The sequence below is a fragment of the Glaciihabitans sp. GrIS 2.15 genome, assembly GCF_035984695.1.
GTDB lineage: Bacteria > Actinomycetota > Actinomycetes > Actinomycetales > Microbacteriaceae > Lacisediminihabitans.
This window is the reverse complement of the sequence record NZ_JAXCHU010000015.1, coordinates 1-20308: the sequence shown is the minus strand read 5'-3', so window position 1 is coordinate 20308 and position 20308 is coordinate 1. Positions and strand designations below refer to the sequence as shown.

Annotated in this window: 17 protein-coding genes and 1 pseudogene; 2 read left to right on the top strand and 16 right to left on the bottom strand. The window is 61.6% G+C overall.

The features are described from left to right. The first annotated feature begins 300 nt into the window (after window positions 1-300). Window positions 301-1476: pseudogene (locus RCH11_RS16315) on the top strand (IS30 family transposase). A gap of 178 nt (window positions 1477-1654) precedes the next feature. On the opposite strand, the gene RCH11_RS16310 reads toward RCH11_RS16315, so the two are convergent. From RCH11_RS16310 to RCH11_RS16260, 11 genes are all read right to left on the bottom strand, one after another. Continuing rightward, a complete protein-coding gene (locus RCH11_RS16310; RefSeq protein WP_327058083.1) occupies window positions 1655-3094 on the bottom strand; it encodes an AMP-binding protein in 1440 nt (479 codons plus the stop codon). A gap of 5 nt (window positions 3095-3099) precedes the next feature. Further along, entirely contained in the window at window positions 3100-4179 is a 1080-nt protein-coding gene (locus tag RCH11_RS16305) for an MSMEG_0565 family glycosyltransferase (RefSeq protein WP_327058082.1), read from the bottom strand. Beyond that, window positions 4179-5018 (bottom strand): carbon-nitrogen hydrolase family protein, encoded by an 840-nt coding sequence (locus RCH11_RS16300; protein ID WP_327058081.1) that lies wholly within the window; start codon window positions 5016-5018, stop codon window positions 4179-4181. Before RCH11_RS16300 ends, RCH11_RS16305 begins: the two co-directional genes overlap by 1 nt. A gap of 29 nt (window positions 5019-5047) precedes the next feature. Next, on the bottom strand, window positions 5048-6310 hold the full coding sequence (locus RCH11_RS16295) for an MSMEG_0569 family flavin-dependent oxidoreductase (protein ID WP_327058080.1): 1263 nt from the start codon (window positions 6308-6310) through the stop codon (window positions 5048-5050). After that, on the bottom strand, window positions 6307-6609 hold the full coding sequence (locus RCH11_RS16290) for an MSMEG_0570 family nitrogen starvation response protein (protein WP_327058079.1): 303 nt from the start codon (window positions 6607-6609) through the stop codon (window positions 6307-6309). The genes RCH11_RS16295 and RCH11_RS16290 overlap by 4 nt, the downstream gene beginning before the upstream one ends. Further along, window positions 6602-7468, bottom strand: coding sequence for a carbon-nitrogen hydrolase family protein (locus RCH11_RS16285; RefSeq protein ID WP_327058078.1), 867 nt, complete (start codon window positions 7466-7468; stop codon window positions 6602-6604). Before RCH11_RS16285 ends, RCH11_RS16290 begins: the two co-directional genes overlap by 8 nt. A 1-nt stretch (window position 7469) precedes the next feature. Beyond that, window positions 7470-8885 carry an MSMEG_0567/sll0787 family protein gene (locus tag RCH11_RS16280; protein ID WP_327058077.1) on the bottom strand — a complete coding sequence of 472 codons (1416 nt, stop codon included), beginning with the start codon at window positions 8883-8885 and terminating at the stop codon, window positions 7470-7472. Continuing rightward, window positions 8885-9946, bottom strand: coding sequence for an MSMEG_0568 family radical SAM protein (locus RCH11_RS16275; protein ID WP_327058076.1), 1062 nt, complete (start codon window positions 9944-9946; stop codon window positions 8885-8887). The genes RCH11_RS16280 and RCH11_RS16275 overlap by 1 nt, the downstream gene beginning before the upstream one ends. An 11-nt stretch (window positions 9947-9957) precedes the next feature. Next, complete coding sequence (locus tag RCH11_RS16270; RefSeq protein WP_327058075.1) at window positions 9958-10482, bottom strand: MSMEG_0572/Sll0783 family nitrogen starvation response protein; 525 nt, start codon at window positions 10480-10482, stop codon at window positions 9958-9960. Between the two features lie 61 nt (window positions 10483-10543). After that, window positions 10544-11374 (bottom strand): amidohydrolase family protein, encoded by an 831-nt coding sequence (locus RCH11_RS16265; protein ID WP_327058074.1) that lies wholly within the window; start codon window positions 11372-11374, stop codon window positions 10544-10546. 382 nt (window positions 11375-11756) lie between these two features. Continuing rightward, on the bottom strand, window positions 11757-12848 hold the full coding sequence (locus RCH11_RS16260; RefSeq protein WP_327058073.1) for an IS630 family transposase: 1092 nt from the start codon (window positions 12846-12848) through the stop codon (window positions 11757-11759). Window positions 12849-13397: 549 nt separating this feature from the next. Between RCH11_RS16260 and RCH11_RS16255 the strand changes: the two genes are divergently transcribed. Further along, window positions 13398-14678 (top strand): ABC transporter substrate-binding protein, encoded by a 1281-nt coding sequence (locus RCH11_RS16255; RefSeq protein ID WP_327058072.1) that lies wholly within the window; start codon window positions 13398-13400, stop codon window positions 14676-14678. 120 nt (window positions 14679-14798) lie between these two features. Here RCH11_RS16255 and RCH11_RS16250 read toward each other — a convergent pair whose 3' ends face one another. The 5 genes from RCH11_RS16250 to RCH11_RS16230 all read right to left on the bottom strand — a co-directional run bounded on the left by RCH11_RS16250 (window position 14799) and on the right by RCH11_RS16230 (window position 19966). After that, window positions 14799-15566 (bottom strand): ABC transporter ATP-binding protein, encoded by a 768-nt coding sequence (locus RCH11_RS16250; RefSeq protein WP_327058071.1) that lies wholly within the window; start codon window positions 15564-15566, stop codon window positions 14799-14801. Beyond that, window positions 15556-16506: an ABC transporter ATP-binding protein gene (locus RCH11_RS16245; protein ID WP_327058070.1), complete on the bottom strand. Its 951-nt coding sequence runs from the start codon at window positions 16504-16506 to the stop codon at window positions 15556-15558. Before RCH11_RS16245 ends, RCH11_RS16250 begins: the two co-directional genes overlap by 11 nt. Before the next feature lie 19 nt (window positions 16507-16525). Then, window positions 16526-17500 carry a branched-chain amino acid ABC transporter permease gene (locus RCH11_RS16240; protein ID WP_327058069.1) on the bottom strand — a complete coding sequence of 325 codons (975 nt, stop codon included), beginning with the start codon at window positions 17498-17500 and terminating at the stop codon, window positions 16526-16528. Window positions 17501-17510: 10 nt separating this feature from the next. Continuing rightward, complete coding sequence (locus RCH11_RS16235; RefSeq protein ID WP_327058068.1) at window positions 17511-18923, bottom strand: branched-chain amino acid ABC transporter permease; 1413 nt, start codon at window positions 18921-18923, stop codon at window positions 17511-17513. 467 nt (window positions 18924-19390) lie between these two features. Continuing rightward, window positions 19391-19966 carry a phosphoglycerate transporter gene (locus RCH11_RS16230; RefSeq protein WP_327058067.1) on the bottom strand — a complete coding sequence of 192 codons (576 nt, stop codon included), beginning with the start codon at window positions 19964-19966 and terminating at the stop codon, window positions 19391-19393. Between the last annotated feature and the right edge of the window lie 342 nt (window positions 19967-20308).

The following is a 20308-nucleotide window of genomic DNA, read 5'->3' as shown; positions in this document are numbered from 1 at the left end:
TCCGTGACCGCAGCAACCTCGGGGCCTTTCGGCCGGAGTCGGGGAGCGCGCAATCCTTCGACGGAAAGAGGAGCATCGGGTTCCCGTCGAATCTCGCCAATCCATCGTTCCAACTCTCGGTCCGCGATCACACGTCCCACCCTAGGACCAGCAACAATATGTAACCGGATGGTGCCGGGACAGACATTGTGGCCACCAATGCCCATTCGGCTCGCTGTCCGCAAGGCGAACGGCGGGTTCAGCCGGTCGTTGCAACACTCGTTTGTCAGTGAGGTGTTGTCTGTGTGGTCGAAGGATGCGTTGGTTCAGAAGCGGGAACAGTTCTGGGTGTTAGTTGCCGGAGGTTCGACGTCGTCTGCAGCATGTGATGCTGTGGGGGTGAATCGACGAACTGGACGGCGTTGGCGGCAACCGACAGGAGGTCGGGTTCCGTTGCCGAAGCCGAAGCTATCGGGGCGTTACCTGTCTGTGGAGGAGCGGGTGCAGATCGCTGACCTGCACCTGACGGGGACCAGTATGCGGATGATCGCTGTCGAAGTGGGCCGCTCGGCCGGCACAATCAGTCGGGAGCTGGCCCGAGGTGGATCCAAGACCAGCCCGCGAGCACGAACCCGGTATGCCCCGTATGCTGCGCAGAAACAGGCCGAGCATCGGGGCCGCCGCCCCAAGGGGAGTAAGTTCGACCACCCGGAACTGGCATCCTTGGTGCAGGCGAAGTTGTGTGTGAAATGGAGTCCGGAACAGATCAGTGATCACCTGGCAGTGGTATTTCCGGACCGGCAGGAGATGCGGGTGAGTCCCGAGACGATCTACCAAGCACTCTATGTTCAAGGCCGTGGCCACCTGCGGGCTGACCTGCATCAACACTTGCGCACCGGCCGCGCGATCAGACGTCCAAGACGACCTGCCGCAAAAAACTCGGGCAAGATCCCGGACATGATCATGATCAGCCAGCGGCCTGCGGAAGTGGCCGACCGTGCTGTTCCCGGTCATTAGGAGGGGGATCTGATCCTGGGGTCGAACTGCCGGTCCGCGATTGCAACTTTGGTGGAACGTCAGACCCGGTTCACCATGCTGGTCCACCTTCCCGGCGACCACAACGCGATCACCGTTCGTGATGGCCTACTGGCAACCATCAAAACCCTTCCCGAACGGCTGGCCAAGTCCCTGACCTGGGATCAGGGAACCGAGCTGGCCCAGCACCGGCAGATCACCCTGGCGACCAAGATGGCGATCTATTTCTGCGACCCACACTCGCCCTGGCAACGAGGCACCAACGAGAATACGAACGGGTTGCTGCGCCAATACTTTCCGAAGGGCACCGACCTCTCCATCCATTCACCCGAACGGCTGCTCGAAGTCGCAACCGAACTCAACAATCGGCCCCGCAAAACACTCGGCGGGATCACCCCCGCCCAAGCCATGCAACGACTACTGTCAAACCCAGAAAAACCCATCGTTGCAACGACCGCTTGAATCCGCCGTTCCCTCACCGGGCGCTTTCTCGGCCTGAATTCTGTTTTTTTACCAGAACGAACGCGGCAAAAAATCCGGGACTAAAAAAGCCCTTCGAGAACGTCTTTATTCCTTCAATAATCAGACCCCGGATCGTCGAGCAGCCAGGCCTTGCTCCCGACGCGGCGGTAAATCATGACTAGATCGCAGGCGTATGGCCCCCCGTTGTGAACGTCTGGCGCCTGACTTTGCCCGCGTCGTCCCGGAGCGGTTCGGTACTGCTGCGTATCTCGTCGGGTAAGTTCGGCCCCAGTATGCCGCGTGCCCAGGCCATCAGCTCGGTCGCACCAACACTGGCGTTTGCGATGTCGGCGATGGCGACGACACGTTGGCCGAGGTCGTCATCTGCCTGGCCGAACGCGACCGCCGATCGCACTGCGGGGTGCGCTTCAAGGGCCTGTTCTATCGTGATCGGAGCGATCTTCTCCCCGCCGCGCACGATCAGGTCATCGGCACGGTCGAGGATCCAGAGGAACCCATCACTGTCGGTCTTTCCGAGATCGCCGAGGGTGTGCCAACCGTCAACCACCGACGTCTCAGTGCCGACGTATCGGTAGGTTCGGGGCCCTTTACGCCGCATTTGCACCAGCCCCACTTCGCCCGCTGTAAGTTCGGCGCCCGTTGTGGTGGAGACCACCCGCATCTGCGATCCACCAATGGGTCGCCCGACAGATCCGGGGCGCTGGAGCCATTCGTCGCCGCGGATCATTGTGAGACCGGCTGATTCGCTGCCCGCGTAGACCTCGGTGACCTTCTCGGCCCCGATCCATTCGATCCAGCCACGTTTCGTGTGAGGTGCACATGGGGCGCCGATGTGCAGGATCGAATCGAGGCTCGTGAGGTCGAAGGTGGCGCGCTCCTCCGCGGGCAGGCGAAGCATTCGGTGCATCATCGTCGGCACGAGCATCACCCATGTGATGTGTTCTCGGACAATTGCGCGCAGGGTGTCTCGCGGGTCGAAGCGCGGTTCGATGACGAGGGAATGGCCCGTCATAAGACCCCGCATCGCGTAGGTGAAAGGCGCCGAATGGGCTAAGGGCGCTACGACAAGTTGAGTGGCCTCGCGCGGAATGAACGCTGCGACCCGGGCGGTCGGATCGAATCGAGCGGATGATCCCGCCAGAACGATCTTTGGCGTGCCCGTACTACCACTAGAGGTGGGTGCTTTCCAGCTTCGAGCCACGAGTGCCGGCCCGCTATACCGCGACACCCCGCCCACTCCAGATGCGGCCACCACTCGCCGCCCGGGGAACTCATCCTGCGTGGCGCCGATGACTACTCGGGCATCAGCGCGTTCGACGACGTCGCGCTGCTCTGTAGGCGGGAGCCGAGAATTAAGCGGCTGGGGAGTCGCGCCCACGAGCCAGATGGCGGCGCACACGATGACAAATTCCACGGTGTTCGGGAGTCGGATGGTTACGAGGTCGTCGACCCGCACACCTTCAGCAAGCAACACTTCTGCGTATCGTTCCATTGCCTCGACGAACTCGGCGCGGGTGAGCGACATCTGCCGGTCGCGCACAGCTGGCGCGTGCGGGTCTTGGTCCGCCAGCCAGCGGAGGGCTTCGCCAATGGGCATTTTGGTCACGCTGACACCGACCGGTACAGGTCGAGATGGGCGGCGGCGGCGGCGGCCCAAGTAAATGACCGGGCGAGCTCCTGGCCTTGTTCTGTTGCATCGCGCGTCAACGCTTCCTCGAGCCGCACGGCGATGGAACCCGGCTCCGACGCGTACACCACAGCATCGCCGAAGACCTCTCGCAGCACTGGCAGGTCCCGTGCGACGACAGGGGTGCCGGCAGCGAGCGCTTCCATTGCGGCGAGGCCAAAGCCCTCTTTGGTCGACACAAATGAGAAGGCGGAGGCCGCGGCCAGGAGCGTCGGCATCCGGTTCTGCTCGACGGTGCCGAGCACTCGCACGGCCACACCAAGTTCGGAGGCCCTGGAGTCGAATGCTTCTCGGTAGCTGCTGTAGTCAAAAAGAGTCTCACCGCCGGCGATGACAAGGGAGAGCTGTGGGTGGTGCTCACGGAGAAGAGCGAATGCCTCGAGGAGGTCGATTGTGCCTTTTCGGGGTTCGATTCCGCCGACGGCAAGCACATACTCGCCGAGTTCGGCACGCCACCGAGATCGGCCTGGCTCGCCGCCAAGACTTGCCGCGCTCTCGAAAGCGGCGCTGTCGACTCCATTCGGAATCACCGTCGCGGTGCGGTTCCAGCCGCTGAGCACCTCTGTGGCGACAGAACCAGAGACTGTGACCAGGGCAACCGGTTCCACGATGGCCCGGTCGTGGCAGCGGATGAGCTCTGGAGTGGTGAAGGTGTCGATGTGATGCACAGTACGAATGACTCGGTCGACCGCGTTAGCGGAAATGCAGTCTTCGGCGTGCACGATGTCGAACGACGACGGGTCAAAACCCGCTCGAAGCGTCCCTATGGAACGGAGAATCCGCTCCCCCACTGACTCGCCGTCTTGTGAAGCGAAAGGCACGATGTGCAGATGCACCGCTGGATCGACCGACCGGAAGAAAGCCGTGTCCCCGCCGCGCCCCAAGGTCACGACAGTGACCTCGGCGCCCGCCACGACCAACGCCTCCGCAAGAGCGAGCGTGTGCACCACCCCGCCCCGCGGCTTTGTCGAGTATGTCAGCAGCGCGACGCGCATCAGACAGGCGTCCTTGTGACGTAGGCGTCGAAAACACGCTCTTCGAGGTGGTAAAGCACCCGCCGCGCGCGGCTCACTTCATACTCGGTGTCAAGGGTGGCGACGGCGAGAGCACCCTTCGCTCCGGTTCGTGCCAGGACATCACCGCCAGGCCCGACGATCTTCGCCTGGCCTAGAAAGCGTAAACCGCCGGTAACGCCGGTCTGGTTGGAGGAGACGAGCACGACTTGGTTCTCAGCAGCCCGGGCACCGTCATACAGGTCGAACAGTCTCGACTGCCGGTCGAGTGCGAGGTTCTCGACCCGGTCGGTCGTGCTCGCCGGCCAGGCGGCCAGACAGATGATGATGTGCGCTCCGCCGTCCGCGAGTGCCCGTGCTCCCTCCGGAAAAGTCTTGTCATAGTCGATGAGCATCCCGACTCGGCCGATGGGAGTGTCGAAGGCAGCGAACGAATCGCCGCGCGCGTAAACCCGCGCTTCGTTGAGTGGTCGGTGAACCTTCCGGTGAACTCCCCAGATTCCTGACGTCGACAGGCACACGGCCGTGTTGTACAGAAGTCCGTTTCGGGCCTCTGTGAACCCGATGCACACGACCATATCGTCGGCCAGAGCGCGGATGGCCTCGATCTCCGGGCTGTCAAGTGTGAGCGCCGGAGGCAGCTCGGCCAAGTCAGGGTCGCGCAGGTCGGTGATGTACCCACCGAGTGTCGCGTCAGGAAAGACCAGCAGCGACGCGCCAGCCGCCCGAGCGTCGCCGATGATACCGGCGATTTTCGGCATGGCACGCTGGATGTCGCGGCCGAAGTGCGCCGCGACAGCTGCGATGGTGATCTCTGACATGCGCATCAGTTTAGGAGTTGGTTGCTCCCTCAGACATTCGCCTGCGTCTGAGAATCGGCGACCAGGACAGCCTGCTCGATCACATCAGCCAGGTATTCCGAGTCGCGGGCGATTGAGGCAAACCTGCCCGAGCCCCAGGTGTGCAGCCACGGCAAGCCCAGAAAGTAGAGCCCGTCAGCGGAGGTCACGCCGCGATGATGCGTTGGGTGCCCGGCACCATCGAAGACGCCGACCTTCACCCAACGGTAGTCGGCTCTATAGCCGATCGACCAAATCACGGTAGAAACCACGGTCGCAGCCAAGTCGAGCGCCTCGGGTTCAGCTGCGGGCCGCCAGATCGGGCCGATGCGTAGTTCAGCAGGAGCATTGATTCCCGAGCGCTCGATATAGCCGTCGATGTCGTTTTTGATCGACTCATTGACAGCATCCGCGGAATCCAGCGACGCCTCGAGGGTCGGCGCGAACGAGAGCTTCCAGCCGTCGATCCCCGTCAGTCGCCCATAGAGGTGCATGCCGTCAACAGCGAACTGCCGCAGATCGATGTCACGTCCGCCATCTCGACCGGTGACGTAGTGGTTGGTTGACTCTCGCTTCGATTGCCCTCCTGCCTGCTGGCTGACTGGAACGTCGTAGGTGCCCATGTCGTGTAGCCACGCGACACAGTCTCGACCGCGGTAGAAACGGGCAACGCGCGGAGCTCCGCCAATAGCCAGATGCACGTCGCGGCCGTCCAGAAAGAGATCTTCCGCAATCTGCGCTCCCGACTGCCCCGAACCAACCACCAGTACAGCGCCGTCGGGCAAGTCTGCAGCCTCTCGATACTCAGACGAATGCAATTGCAAGATGCTCTCCGGAATTTGTGCAGCCAATGCTGGTATTACGGGGTGATGGTAGCCGCCTGTCGCTATCACGACACTTGATGCTTCATAGTTCCCGTCGGTGGTTGCAACGAGGTAGCCGCCGGTGTCGCGTTGCATCAGCGAAATGACTTCGACCCCTTCACGAACGGGCGGGGCGAAGGTTGCGGCGTACCTCCGCAGGAAGGCCAGCACCTCGTTGCGTTTCATGAAGCCGTTTGGCTCTCCACCGTCGTAACTGAACCCGGGAAGCTGGCATTGCCAGTTCGGTGTCACGAGGGTGAAGTTGTTCCACCTGCCGTCTCGCCATTCGTGGCCGATTGTGTCGCGTTCGATGAGCACGTGATCGACGCCGCGCTTAGTGAGGTGCCAACTCAGCGCAAGGCCGGCTTGGCCTGCTCCGACAATCAGCACAGTAACGGGAGTCGAAGTCATGGCACATCTTTCGGTAGAGGCGGTTGCATATCTAATACGGTGACGGGCTCGTCGGCGCGGTACTGCTCCGACGTCAGGACGATTTGCGACTTCTGCGCTTGGGCCGAGGTGCATTCGAAGCCGTATCTGGCTTTGACGCGCTCGCTCGCCTCGTCCAGCGCTGTCGATGTTTTATATACGAATTCTTCGACGGGGTACTTGCCCCCGACGGTTAGGTGGTCGTGCATGATGAGAGAGGGCGAATACAGGTCTGCCTCAGTTCCGTCTGGCCACCGCACGGTGAACGTCATTTCAGGCATGAGCGACCGACTTCACCCGATAAAGCTCCGGCCGGCGATCGCCAAGATAAAACATGGCCCGTCTGGCTGTCGCGAGTGATCCGGCGACATCGACCGACGCCACAGCCAGCCCTTCGTCGACACCGGTAGTCGCGAGGATCTCGCCCCCAGGCGATACGATTTTTGCGTTGCCGACATAGCGCAACGTGCCGAAGGTTCCTGACTGGTTCGACGCGACCCAAACGACCTGGTTCTCGAGGGCGCGGGCCTGATCGAAGATTGTGAACCTCTTGGTCCAGCGGTCTTCCTGCAGGTCTGCTGTAGATCCGGTGCGCGATCCTGGCCAGGCAGAAATACAGACGATCACCGCTGCATCATCGAGCGCCAATGACCGCGCAGCTTCGGGGAATGCTTTGTCTTGGCAGATGAGCAATCCCATCCGGCCGATCGGCGACTCGAATGCCGCGAACTCGGTGCCGGGGTCATACGACATGTTCTCGCCGAGGGGCTGATGAACCTTGCGGTGTAGGCCGAGGATGCCGGTCCCGTCGAGAGCGACCGCTGTGTTGTAGCGGACGAGCTTGTTTTCCGGTCCGTAAGCTTCGCAAATGCCGAGCACGATGATCATCTCACCGGCCATTGAGATCACCCGCGCAAGCTCTGGTCCGTCCAGGCGAAGAGCGGGCGGCAAAGATTTCGGCTTTCGAGGATCACCGACGCCGCCGAGGCTCGACAGATAGCCTCCAAGAGTGGCTTCGGGCAACGCCAGAAGGGCAGCCCCTTGCGTTCGGGCATCGGCGAGCAGGCGCGCGATTGTCGCGTAGTTCTCCTCGAGATCTCGGCCGAAATTGGCGGCGGCAGCAGCTAGTGTGACGTTCATTTCAGGCTCTTCCCAATCCAGTGACGCTGTCTTGTACGGCTTCAGTGATGACACCATCAGGCCAGCGCAGACTCACTCCGCGCTGCACGACGAGTTCACCCACTTCGGCAGTGCTCGTGAGTTGCGAATCCATTCGGCTTCGGCTCACATCATCGGCTGTCACCATGCCGAATCCGGGAAAACATGTGAGCCAGTCCCCTGCCGAGACCCTGGCTGGTGCAGGAATACGCTCGACGGTGACGATCGCACCGCAGCCGCTTGCTTCGGCCAGCATGCCGACGGTTCCGACAATGCCCGCCATGCTGATGTCTTTGGCAGCCGCGGGCTGCGCGTCGCGCACCATTCGAGTGAGCGCCTGCAGCTCCGCAGCAGATCGGCTTGATGAGGAATCCCATTGAGTGCCGTCGAACCCGCGCCGCCACCCGCCATTGAGGTCGGCGGTAATGCTGAGGGCCTGTCCCGCCCGCCCGCCCCCGCCGGGAACAGGGCGTTCCGCCCGTCCCAGCGCAGTGACCGACAACGACGACGTCACGTCGACTTGGGTGTGGCCACCGAGCACTGGTACGCCCCACGCCTGTGCACCGCTTCGGAGCCCGTTCATGATGCGGCGTGCGAACGAGATATCTCGAGCACCGATCGAGTTCATGAGCCCGACCGGGTTCGCTCCCATTGCCGCAAGATCGTTGATGTTCACCAAAACGGAACACCAGCCGGCCCATTCCGGGTCGCGATCGATCAGCCGAGGAAGAATGGCGTCGGTCGCGACGATGACGTCTGTTCCCGGAACGGGGGCACCGTCGTCGCCGACGAAGCCGGTGCCGCCGAGCGACTCCGCCGGACTGTCGCGCCAGGAGTCGTCGGGATCCAGGAGCGTCGCGAGGAAGGACTTCGTGGACTCGACCAGCGACGCGATCCGGTCGATCGGCCAGCGCATCAGTTCATGATCAACGCCGTTGATCAGGGTGGCCCCCAGGGAGTTCCAACCGAGTTGCTCGAAGAGCAAGACACTTGCTCGTTGCACAGTCGCCTCGAACCGTAGAACCCCTTCTTCGAGCGCTCGGGCGCAGGCAGTACGAACAAGGGCCCGTCCAATGCCACTGTTGTTCCGGGCGGCCCTCGCCACTACCAGTCTTCCCCCTGTCCACCAGCCGATGTCTCGGCCCGTAACGGCGGGAGCGAGCCGCACACCCCCGATGACGGCGCCCCCGAGCGAGTCGACGGCGACGAGCACGATGGCTCGGTAGTCGTCGTCTGTGGCGTCTCGATCCGAGCCGTCGAAGAGCCGTTGCTCATCGACGAAGACGTCGCAACGCAGCTTGCGGTAGGCGCGCCGTTGAACCCGGTCAGCCTCCATGATCGTCCACGACCCGGTGGATGGCGGGACCGGTGGCGCTCCCATGAGCATGGGAACCTCCATCAGGCACCTGCCGTCTTGAGCATGCTGCATGCCCCGCAAGCGGCACAGCCAGCCTTCTGGTCGGCACCGTACATACCTGCTCGTTGCAAACTCAGCCCGACACGAGAGGTGATGTCGTACAACGCATCCCGGTGCGGTGCAGGCGCATGGTCGACATCGGTCGCCAGGGTTCCCTTGAGCGGACGAAAGGGCACAATGAAGGGGTATACGCCCATCTCGATGAGCTCCTCCGCTCCTGCGACCATCTCGTCGGGATCTTCGCCCAGACCGACGAGCAGGTACGTCGATACCTGGTTGTGACCGAAGACGCGAACCGCCTCGCGCCAGGCGGCGCGGTACTCGTCCAGTGAGACGGTCGACTTACCGGGCATCCACTTTTTTCGCACCGCGTCGTCCATCGACTCCACGTGAATGCCGATCGATCGGGCACCAGCATCATAGAGATCGGTGATCGTCCGAAGGTTCGCCGGCGGCTCGCACTGCACCTGAATCTCAAGCTCTGGCACAGCGGCTTTCACCGCCCTGACGCACCGCGCCAGGTGCGTCGCCCCTCGGTCGCGACCATTCGACGTGCCGGTCGTCATGATCATCTGGGTAACGTCGTCGAGCCGGTAGGCGGCCTCGGCAACTTCGGCGAGCATCGCCGGGGTCTTGACCGCAATGGTCAAACCAGCGTTGAGCGACGCTTCGATTGAGCAGAACCTGCATCGTTCACTCTCGTCGTAGCGAACGCACGTCTGCACGACCGTGGTGGCGAGCACGTTCGATCCGTGCAGCTTGGCGATCTTTTCGTAATTGATGCCGTCAGCGGTCTCGAGATCATAAAATTTCGGCCGGCGCACCGGTTCGACCTCGAGACCCAGATCCGCGCCGTCGAGCAACAGGCGCCCGTTCGTGACGACGTAGGGGCTCTCCGGATTCAGCGGTATCGCCGCACCCTGGCCCTGAAAGAGCACATGACCATCGTCTGACGGACCAGCGCCTCCCACCCGCTTCACCTCGGCGTCGACGCGTATGCCCAGCAGGGCGATATCAACGCGAGTAGACAGAACGTTGCTCACGGCGACCGGACCTAGAGGTTGTAGGTGGAGTTGATGATGGCGCCTTTACGGGCGTAGTGGATGATCGCATCCTGAACGTCCAGGGGATGGCAGGGGATAACACCCTCGATCAGGTCTTCTTCACGGAGCCCGTGGAGCGCGAGGCCGAACCGGCAGCAGAAGACCGTTCCACCTTCCTTGATGAAAGTCTCGATTGAGTTGTTCATGTTCAGCTCGCCCGGAAATCCGGCGTCTCCGGTTGTCGGAAACCCTCGCGTCGCCATACAGGCCAGCGTTCCCGGCCCGTAGAAGTACAGGGCCGAATCGAACCCCTTGCGCAACGCCCGAGTGGCCTGGAGCACGGCCACAAAGCTGACCGAAGACTCATGCGGGATACCGTGAACCAGCGTGAAGTACGTTTCGCCGTCTTGGGCTTTGTAGTCGGGGAAGACTTTGGTTGATCCATAAATGTTGCTCCCCGCGGGCAGCGAGGGATGTGGGATCTCTGAGAGGGTTTTCTCGATGTTGGCGGTGATCTCGTCGTCGAACATGGGCATGAGGTTCTCCTTGCATTCGTGGTTGGTCGGTACAGGGTGAAACAGTCGTGGGACAGTGTGCTCAAGCGTGGTAGAGGGCTGCGAAGTTGTCTCGGAGGAAGAGGCGTCCGAGCTCGGTGTCTTTGACCGCCGCGTTCATGCGGGCCAGTTCGCCCTCGTGGTCGCCCCACGGAGCGTCGCTCGCGAACAGGATGCGGTCTTCGCCGAAGCCGCGGCGTTCAATCTCCTGCACGAGCCACCGCGGTGCGAAGCCGATCGTCCAGCTCGTGTCGGTGTAGACCTTTTTACCGGCGGCGATCCAATCGAAAAGGCGCCCACCGATGAGCTTCATATGACCGCTCATACCGCCGCCCAGATGAACGAGATGGATTTTTACTTCATCACCATACTTTTCGACCAATTGGCCGACATTGTCAATATCGGATGCTCCGCCAGGACTTGTGTGAACGTGAACTACGAGGTCGTGGGCCTTGGCAGCGCCGAAAATTTCATCGAGCTGCGGGGTGCACTCCGGGTCTGTCGGGTTACCACCCAAGAGGAAGCTTGTCTTCAGAGCGCGTACGCCTGCCTCCCCAGCCAGCGACAATGCCTGCTCATTCAGTTGTGCATCTGCGGGTTTGGGTGACACCCAAAGACCGGAAGCAATACGGTCATGTTTTTGCCCAGCCTCGACCGCCAGCTTGTTCAACTCGAACGCCGCCGTTGCAATCGGAACCCCGTAATTGGGCAGCACAAGGGCGCGCTCTGTGCCCTCAGCGTCGAGATCTGCGATCAGTTCGGCTATTGTCGATTTCGCTGTCGTGTCCGCACTGATCGGCGGACCGCCGTAAAACGGCCACGCCGGCAAAACGCCTATGTGGCGGTGCGAATCCGAGGTGACCGTTGCTTCCATGTATCGATTACACGGGGTGGCTGTCTCGAGTTGGTTTCCACAGGAAGACGGGCATGTTTCCCCCGGTAACAGTCTGACGTCGCGAAACTGTGCATGGTTCGGAATTCATACCGACAATGCCCTCGGGGCAGCAGTCCGAATATCACTCCTCAGACCCGAGATGAACGCCTGGTGAATCAACCATGCCGCCCGACTCATGGCCGTACTTCAGTCTTCGAGATCACTATTTCCCCATTCCAAGGACGCGAGCAGACCTGGCGAGCCTCTTCCTGACACGGCACCACCGGAAAGTTTCTTACCCTCAGAGCCGCGACCAAACGGCCTGCACGAGCATTGCCGTCTGCCGCATGCTCGACCTGTTTCTATGGCACCTTTCGTTCCGCTAGTGTCGTGCGCCGGTGGTTCGTTGGAGAAGTCTTTTGAGGCTGTCGAGGATCTGTTCCGCAGGCTTGGTCCAGATGAATGGCTTCGGGTCTTCGTTCCACCCCTTGACCCAGTTGCGAATGTCGGACTCGAGAGCTTGGACGCTGCGGTGGTCTGAGCGTTGCAGCAGATCGCCGGTGACGTAGGCGAAGAACCGTTCAACCTGGTTGATCCACGACGAATATGTCGGGGTGAAGTGCATGTGGAACCGGGGATGCGCGTCCAACCATTTCGTCACCGTGGGGCTTTTGTGGGTGGCGTAGTTGTCGCAGACCAAGTGAACATCAAGCTCGTCGGGGACCTCGGTGTCGATCTTGGCCAGGAACTTCTTGAACTCGATGGCCCGATACCTGCGGTGGATGCGGGAGATGACGGTGCCGTCGGCCGTGTTGAACGCGGCAAACAAGCTGGTCGTGCCGTGGCGCACATAGTCGTGGGTGCGTTTCTCGGGCATGCCGGGCATCATCGGAAACGCCGGCTGGGAGCGGGCCAACGCCTGCACCTGGGACTTCTCGTCCACACAGTAGACAACGGCCGCCTCGGGTGGGTTCAGGTAGAGGCCGATGACGTCGTAACCCTTCTCCACGAACTGCGGATCGGTGGAGAGTTTGAAGCCGTCCTCCCGATGTGGTTTCAGCTCGAATGCCTTCCAGATCCGCCCGATCGTGGACTTCGACAGGCCAGAACGGTCGGCCATCTTCGCCCTCGACCAGTGGGTTGCGTTCTTCGGCGTCGACTCCAGCGTCGCTACGACGACCTCCTCGACCCGTTCGGCCGTGATCGTCGGCGGCCGCCCCGGACGCGGTTCGTCGACCAGACCGTCAAGGCGGTCCTGCACGAAACGGGCACGCCATTTGCTGACGGTGTTCGTCGAGCAGCCCGCCCGCTCCGCCACCGACTTGTTATCCAGGCCCTCGCCGCAGGCGAGGATGATCCGGGATCGCAACGCTAACGCCTGTGAGGACTTCGCCCGCCTCGACCAGCGCAGCAGCTGCTCTCGTTCGTCCTCGCTCAGTGTCAGTTCGGTCTTCGGGCGTCCTGTTCTCGGCATGCCCCATTCTGTAACTCAACCAGAGAATTTCAGGCGCAGGACACTAGCAGCCATTGAACTCGCCAACATCGTGGCACTTGCCCAAGCCAGCAATTGGATGGCCGTTGGCCCCAAGTGAGCAAACGACCGCGGCGGTCTGCCCGCAACGCGGCGAAACAACTTGGTCCAGCTAACGCCTAGCACTTGCCACCGGGCCTATTGAATTACGACTAACACAACAGTTGCATGCCGGGCGACGCCCACCCTAAAAGACTTGGACGTGAGATCACCTTGAGGCGATTCGTGTGCACGCCCCGACGACTACTGACCTCGCATCACCTGCCCGGAGCATATTGCCGTAAGACTCACCCGAAGACTGTTCCCGCGGTGGGACAGTCGTGTCCGCGGGTTTCGCCGGGCAAAGTCCTTCGGGAGGTAACGATTGCGCCGCGTTACGTGGCTGTAACACGCTCGTATCGTGCCAGTCCGCTTCGGGCAATAGCTTGTGACAATGGTGCCGCCCCCGAGCGGTTGCCGTGTTGTGAACACATTCCACAAATAAGGAGCACAGTGAGAATATATGCACAGGCCGCTTCGGCCTCACGCTCGAAGGCCATCAGGGGAGTAATCGGCGGCTTTGCCGTCGTCGGGGTCACAGCCCTCGTCCTCAGCGGTTGTTCATCGACGCCAGCAGCGACGACGCCGAGCAAGTCCCTCGACCTGAAGATCGGTACGATCCTTCCGCAAACCGGCTCTCTCGCAGTCCTCGGCCCGCCCGAGTTCGCGGGCGTACATCTCGCGGCGAAAGACATTAATGCAGCGAATGCCGGTATCAAGATCACCGTCGAAGACAAGGACTCCGGCGACACCAAGACCAACATCGCGACCCAGTCGGCAACGGCTGAGCTCGCCGATGGCGTGAGTGCTGTCGTCGGTGCGGCGTCGTCGAGCGTCTCGCTCTCCTTCATTGACCAGGTCACCAAGGCGAAGGTCGTTCAGATCTCGCCGGCGAACACCTCGCCGACGTTCTCGACCTACGCGGATGACGGCTACTACTGGCGCACCGCACCGTCTGACGTTCTGCAGGGTCGCGTGCTCGGCCAGAAGATCCTAAAAGACGGCGCGACCAACGTCTCGATCCTCTATCAGAACGATTCCTACGGACAAGGCCTCAACACCAACGTGATGAAGTCGCTGAAAGCCGGAGGCGCGACCGTCGGCCAGGACGTCGCATTCGACCCGGCGGCCACCACGTTCTCTTCCGAGGTTACCCAGGTGCTCTCGACGAAGCCCGACGCCCTCGTGGTGATCTCCTTCGACCAGCTCAAGGCCATCGCCCCCGAGCTCAAGAAGAACAATTTCGACTTCAAGAAGTTCTATGGAACCGACGGGAACTACGGCGTAATCACACCGGCGTATACGGATGTCGACACCGCTGGGGCTCAGTACACCAACCCTGGAGTGAACGCGTCGTCCGACTTCCAGAGCAAGTTGCAAGCGCTGGTCAAGAGCGAGGGTGGCAAGCCGCTGACGGTGTTCAGCTACGCACCCGAGGCGTATGACGCGACCGTGTTACTCGCTCTCGCCGCCCTGCAGGGCAAGAAGACCGACGGAACGACGATCCGCGATAACCTCCGCTCAGTCTCAGAGGAGGGCACCAAGTGCACCACCTTCGGCGAATGCGCGAAGCTGATCAACGCCGGCAAGAAGGTCAACTACGACGGACTCTCCGGTCCGATCACGTTCGACAAGAACGGCGACCCGTCGCAGGCTTACATCTCCATCTACAAGTACGCGACCGGTAACACGAACTCGTACGTGTCGAAGGAATTCGGCGACCTAAACAAGTAGTTTTCCCCCACACGCGAATGGCCCCAGTCCCCAGACCGGGGCCATTCTGCATTGGGCGGAACACGTCGCGACGAGAAACGGCGGAGCGGGAAGCTTCGGGTAGCTGGCGAGCGGGAGGGCTCAGCCTCCGACGACCGGCGCGCTGCTCGTCGCCGAGTGGTCCGTCGCGAGAGTTCCGAGGTAGAGCTCGATGACCTTCGGATCGCCCATTAGGGTACGTCCACTGCCGGTGTAGGCATCCCGACCTTGGTCGAGTACGTAGCCGCGGTCACAGATCTGCAACGCGCGCCGGGCGTTTTGCTCGACGATCAACACCGAGACCCCCGCGCGATTGATCTGCGCGACGTTGATAAAGGTCTCGTCTTGGCGCACCGGGGAGAGGCCGGCGCTCGGCTCATCCAGCAGCAGCACCGACGGATCCATCATCAGGGCCCGAGACATCGCGACCATCTGGCGTTCGCCACCCGACAGCGAGCCGGCCCGCTGCTTGAGACGCTTACCGAGTTCGGGGAAAAGGCTGGTCACAAAGTCGATGCGCTCGCGGTACCTCTTCGGACGCTGATAAACACCCATCTCGAGGTTCTCCCCGATCGTGAGGCTCGGGAACACGTTGTTATTCTGAGGCACCATACCGACGCCCTTCGACACCAGCTTGTCGGCCTGGAGGCCCGTGATCGGCTCACCGCCGAGGATCACCGATCCGCTGCGGATGTTCACCTGACCGAAGATCGCCTTCAGCAGCGTCGACTTACCGGCGCCGTTCGGGCCGATGATCCCGACCAGCTCGCCCTTCGCGACATAGACGTTGCAGCTATTCAGGATGTCGACGCCCGGGATGTAACCGGCGACGAGGTCCTTCGTCTCAAGAATGATCTCGTCACTTGCCATTGGTGGCCTCCGTCGTGCTCTCGGATTTTTCATCCCTGATCTCGTCCGAGATCTCAGCGATGAGAAAGGTGTCGCCGAGATCCTTCGCGACCTCGAGTTGCCCAGTGAGCGATCCAAGGTCAGTGTCGTGGTGGGCGCCGAGGTAGGCATCGATGACGGCCTGGTCGCGCATGACGACATCCGGATAGCCTTCGGCGACGATCTTGCCCTCCGCCATCACAATCACCCAGTCGGCGATCGTCTGCACCATGTGCATGTCGTGCTCGACAAAGAGCACGGTCATACCCTCCTTCTTCAAATTGAGGATGTGACCAAGCAGCGACTGGGTCAAAGCCGGATTCACCCCGGCCATCGGCTCGTCGAGCATGACCAGCTCGGGCTTCGACATCAGCGCGCGAGCCATCTCGAGCAGCTTGCGCTGGCCGCCGCTGAGACTGGCTGCGTAGTCATCCGCTTTCGTATCCAGCTTGAAACGCGCGAGCAACTCCATCGCCTGCGCGGTGATCTCGTCCTCCCGTTTGCGCCACAGGCGGGTGATCAGCGACGTCAGGAAACGCTCGCCGCTCTGACCTCCGGCCCCGAGGCGCATGTTCTCCATGACACTGAGCAGGCTGAGCGCCTTGGTCAGCTGGAAGGTGCGAACCATGCCAAGGCGGGCGACCTTATATGCCGGGACTTTCGCGAGACTCTTTCCGTCGAGGGCCCAGGTGCCGGAGTCCGGCTTGTCGAACCCGGTGAGTAGGTTGAAGAAGGTCGTCTTCCCGGCACCGTTCGGTCCGATGAGGGCGGTGATGGCGTTGCGAGGGATCTCGACGTGGTCAACATCGACCGCGTTGACGCCGCCGAATGTGCGGCGCACGCCATGCGCAACCAGGATTGGATCCACCTTCGGAACGCCGGGAACCGACTCGCCGACCTGCAGCACCGTCGTCGCTTTCATCGAATCAGCTTTCATCGGATCAGCCACTGAATTGTGCCTCTGTCTTCTTGCCGAAAATACCCTGCGGTCGGAAAATCACCAGTAGCATCAACGCGATTCCGACGATAATGAACCGGATCGGGCCCTGCTGCACCGACGAGAGGGGCAGCAGATGATTGTTGACCAGCAGGGTAAGGATGCCGTCCGACAGCTGCAGAACCACCCAAAAGATGATGGACCCGATGATAGGCCCGAGCACCGTTGTCGCGCCGCCGAGCAGCACGATCGTGTACAGGAAAAACGTCGTCTGGGTGCCGTAATTGTCCGGTTGGAGCGATGTCGGGATGATGATGAGCACGGTGCCGAGACCCCCAAGCACCCCGCCGAGGATCAGAGACTGCATCTTGTACCAAGTGACGTTCTTGCCGAGGCTGCGCACGGCATCCTCATCTTCACGGATGCCCTTGATCACGCGGCCCCAGGGGCTGCGCATCAGCTGCCAGACGAGCACCGCTGCGATGATAACGACAGCCCAGCCGACCAGGATCGACCAGACCTGGTTGTTGTTGTAGGTGAGAACACCGAATCCGTACTGAATGTCGGGCAGCGGGTTCAGAGCGTAGAAGTCACGGGAAGCGCCGTTGATACCGTCGGATCCACCGGTGTACTGGCTGATACTCGGGGTCTTGACCGTATATCTGACGATCTCAGCGGCAGCGATAGTCACGATGCTCAGATAATCCGCGCGCAGCCTCAATGTGGGAATACCCAGCAGCAGGGCGAAGAGCACGGCTCCTAGGATCGTCGCAACGAGTGCCCAGCCGAGCGGCCATCCGAATTTCACCGTCGTAATCGCGAATGCGTAGCCTCCGACGGCCATGAACCCGGCCTGGCCGAAGTTGAGAAGGCCCGTGAATCCGAAGTGCACGGCGAGGCCAAGAGCCGCGAGCGCATAGCCGATCGTCAGCGGTGAGACGATCTCTCCGAAGGCCAACGGGATGAAGTTCCAGTCCACGAGCGTTCCCCTAACCGATCCGGTCTTTGCGGCCGAGGATGCCCTGCGGTCGGAAGAGAAGGATGACGATCATCACCGCGAGGGCGGCGACAAGTTTCAGATTCGACGGGACGAACCCGTAACTCGTCGACAGGTCGATGAGAAGGCCGATGATCAGGGACCCGACGAGCGCACCGAACGCCGACCCGAATCCACCAAGCGTGACCGCGGCGAAAATCAGCAGCAGGATGCTCGCTCCCGTCTCCCAACTGACCGGCTGGTAGTACCCGATCAAGGCACCCGAGAGACCGGCGAGTGCCCCGCCGGCGACCCAGACGATGCGGATGACCCGCTCGACATTGATCCCGGTCGCGGCGGCGAGCGAACGGTTGTCGGCGACCGCGCGTGTTGCCTTGCCGATGCGGGTGCGGAGCATCGCGAATGCCACGAGCAGCAGCACTACGCTGCAGATGATCGGACTGACAACATCCCAGAATCTCAGGTGCACGGGCCCGAGCGTCAGGAATGACGAACTGTCGCTCGGGGTGACGAGCAGATCCGGTCCGAAGATGAAGTTGAAGATGTAGCGGAGGGCGAGCGAGAGGCCGATGCTGACGATCATCAGAGGGATCAGCCCGATGCCCCTCTTTCGAAGCGGTTTCCACAGGCCGAGATCCTGCAGATAGCCGAAGATACCTCCGAGAACCAGCGCGCTCAGGATGCCGAGCCAGCTCGGCATGTGCATCACCCCGGAGACGACGTATCCGACCAGGCCGCCAAAGGTCACCAGCTCGCCGTGGGCGAAGTTGTTGAGGCCGGTGGTTCCGTATATGAGCGAGACACCAACGGAGGCGAGAGCGATCAGCAGTCCGTAGATGAGGCCGGTAGCGACCCTAGGAAGTACCACCTCGGCGAAGGTCGGCCCACCGCCGGACGATGTGCTCGGCGATGAGGTCTTGCCCGGGGTGGGAGTTGCTCCGCCTAGTGCTCCGTCACCGAGCAGATAGTAGGCGGGAACGCCTTGGTTCTCGGTATCCACCTGCACGTCGCGAGGGTTGTCACCGAGCACCGAGAGGCCGGCCGGGATCGTCGTTTTGTCGAGGAGCACCTTGTAGGTGCCGGTCTTCGCCACCGGGACGGTCGCACGACCGTCTGCACCGCTCACGACGGTCGCGCTGAACCCGTTCGGGCCGGTGACGGTGATTGTCGCATTTGGGACGTTACTCTTGTCGATCGCGATCCGGATCCAGATTCCGATGCTCTGGGCCGCGGATGCCGGGGTGTTGTTCGACGGCGACGGGGTGGGGCCGGCTGCGGGAGCGATCGACCGCGCGGAGGCTGAATCGGTGGTGAAGATAGCGAAGGCCGTTGCGGCGAAGATCAATGCCAGCAGCACGATCATGACTCGGATGACCCGTGGCCTGCTTCTGAGCGCTGTCACCATGTGGACCTCCGGGGGTGTGAGCTTCGGGGAGACGGTGAAGGCCGACCCGTCCGCCTCGACGTTACCGATCGATTGTGTCCCCTGTGTTTCAGAGAGGCGACAGTTGGAACTATCTCGTTGACGGTTTGTCCGATACAGACCCGCGGCTCGATCCAACCACTAGAAGTAATCCTCAGTGACTCGACTTCGGTGCCCAACCACTCTTCGATGTTCGTGACTACCGCATCGAGGGCGGTCCTGACATCCGCTATCGAAACGCTGAACTACAGTTTTTCGTCGATCTGACCCCCGCTAGATCCAGGTCACAGGTCTAACTGTCACGGAACTCCACCACCCTTGTTGGCAATCCTCCACCTCGATCACATGTCCAAGCGTGAAGGCCTTAGCCCGAGTTCGAGTCAAAGATAGTTCAGCTGGCACGGGGACGTCATTGCCGAGCCTCCCGACGCTCTGTCGCTGGGGGACCCTCAGTCGGACATCGGGTAAACGACGTCCGCCCGCGTTCGAGGAGAAAATTGATCCTCAAAGTCGCGCTCATTCGGCAACCAGACATCGCGCCAGAGACGATCATGGATCCGGCCCATCCCTGCGTCCCGATCTATCCCGCGTTGAGCCGACGTCTCCAGATCAAGGTCACACCAGATGGAGAGATCGATCGAAGGAAGCGCATCAGGGTGAAATAGACCAATCAGATCCACGATAAGGACTTCTGCGTAGGGAAGTCGCTCGGCAACACCAAGTTCTCCTCGGCCCCAGTCGTAGCGCCGGAACACGCTCGAACGACCTTCTCGCACCGGCGTCAGAACTTCCGAGACGAGGCGTAGCCGCTCGACACCATCCCAATCAGAGGATCGTTTATGCGAACGCGTGGGGTCGAGAAAATCGTCGCCACGTATTCTCACCGCACCCGGCAGTCGCGCAACGAGTTGACGAGTGAGAGTGGATTTTCCGGAACCGCCGTATCCGGATACTCCAACCACAATCGGTCGCGCGGCTTCGTGACGTCGCGTCTCGATCCGCTGAATTAGTTCCGGTAGCTCCACCGCTCGATCGTACAAGGCCATATCGCACGGACAGACAAGCACGCGAGTCAGCCCATACCCGCAAGCCGGACGGTGAGCGCGACAGATCTGGGGCCACACGACCCAACCGTCGAACATGCCGATGCTGTGTCACATGGGAACCTCTACCGGTCACGCGCATTCCTCAGCGGGACATGACCCCGGAAGGCTCAGGCCTTACGAGCCGCCACAGGGAACATCGGCGGCACCCTCTCGCAACCCTAGGCCGAAGCAAATCCGGCCGGCGTCTCTACGAGTGGGGGCAACGGCTTCCAGGGTATAGCGGCCCGTCCACCCTCGCAGGCCGTCGAGGTGCGAGTGTGG

Excerpts from the sequence above, each read along its gene's own strand:
- RCH11_RS16235 (WP_327058068.1), bottom strand. The coding sequence starts at position 18,923 with ATGGTGACAGCGCTCAGAAGCAGGCCACGGGTCATCCGAGTCATGATC.
- RCH11_RS16300 (WP_327058081.1), bottom strand. The coding sequence starts at position 5,018 with ATGTCAGAGATCACCATCGCAGCTGTCGCGGCGCACTTCGGCCGCGAC.
- RCH11_RS16280 (WP_327058077.1), bottom strand. The coding sequence starts at position 8,885 with ATGGAGGTTCCCATGCTCATGGGAGCGCCACCGGTCCCGCCATCCACC.
- RCH11_RS16270 (WP_327058075.1), bottom strand. The coding sequence starts at position 10,482 with ATGCCCATGTTCGACGACGAGATCACCGCCAACATCGAGAAAACCCTC.
- RCH11_RS16305 (WP_327058082.1), bottom strand. The coding sequence starts at position 4,179 with ATGCGCGTCGCGCTGCTGACATACTCGACAAAGCCGCGGGGCGGGGTG.
- RCH11_RS16295 (WP_327058080.1), bottom strand. The coding sequence starts at position 6,310 with ATGACTTCGACTCCCGTTACTGTGCTGATTGTCGGAGCAGGCCAAGCC.
- RCH11_RS16265 (WP_327058074.1), bottom strand. The coding sequence starts at position 11,374 with ATGGAAGCAACGGTCACCTCGGATTCGCACCGCCACATAGGCGTTTTG.
- RCH11_RS16290 (WP_327058079.1), bottom strand. The coding sequence starts at position 6,609 with ATGCCTGAAATGACGTTCACCGTGCGGTGGCCAGACGGAACTGAGGCA.
- RCH11_RS16245 (WP_327058070.1), bottom strand. The coding sequence starts at position 16,506 with ATGAAAGCGACGACGGTGCTGCAGGTCGGCGAGTCGGTTCCCGGCGTT.
- RCH11_RS16310 (WP_327058083.1), bottom strand. The coding sequence starts at position 3,094 with ATGCCCATTGGCGAAGCCCTCCGCTGGCTGGCGGACCAAGACCCGCAC.
- RCH11_RS16260 (WP_327058073.1), bottom strand. The coding sequence starts at position 12,848 with ATGCCGAGAACAGGACGCCCGAAGACCGAACTGACACTGAGCGAGGAC.
- RCH11_RS16285 (WP_327058078.1), bottom strand. The coding sequence starts at position 7,468 with ATGAACGTCACACTAGCTGCTGCCGCCGCCAATTTCGGCCGAGATCTC.
- RCH11_RS16250 (WP_327058071.1), bottom strand. The coding sequence starts at position 15,566 with ATGGCAAGTGACGAGATCATTCTTGAGACGAAGGACCTCGTCGCCGGT.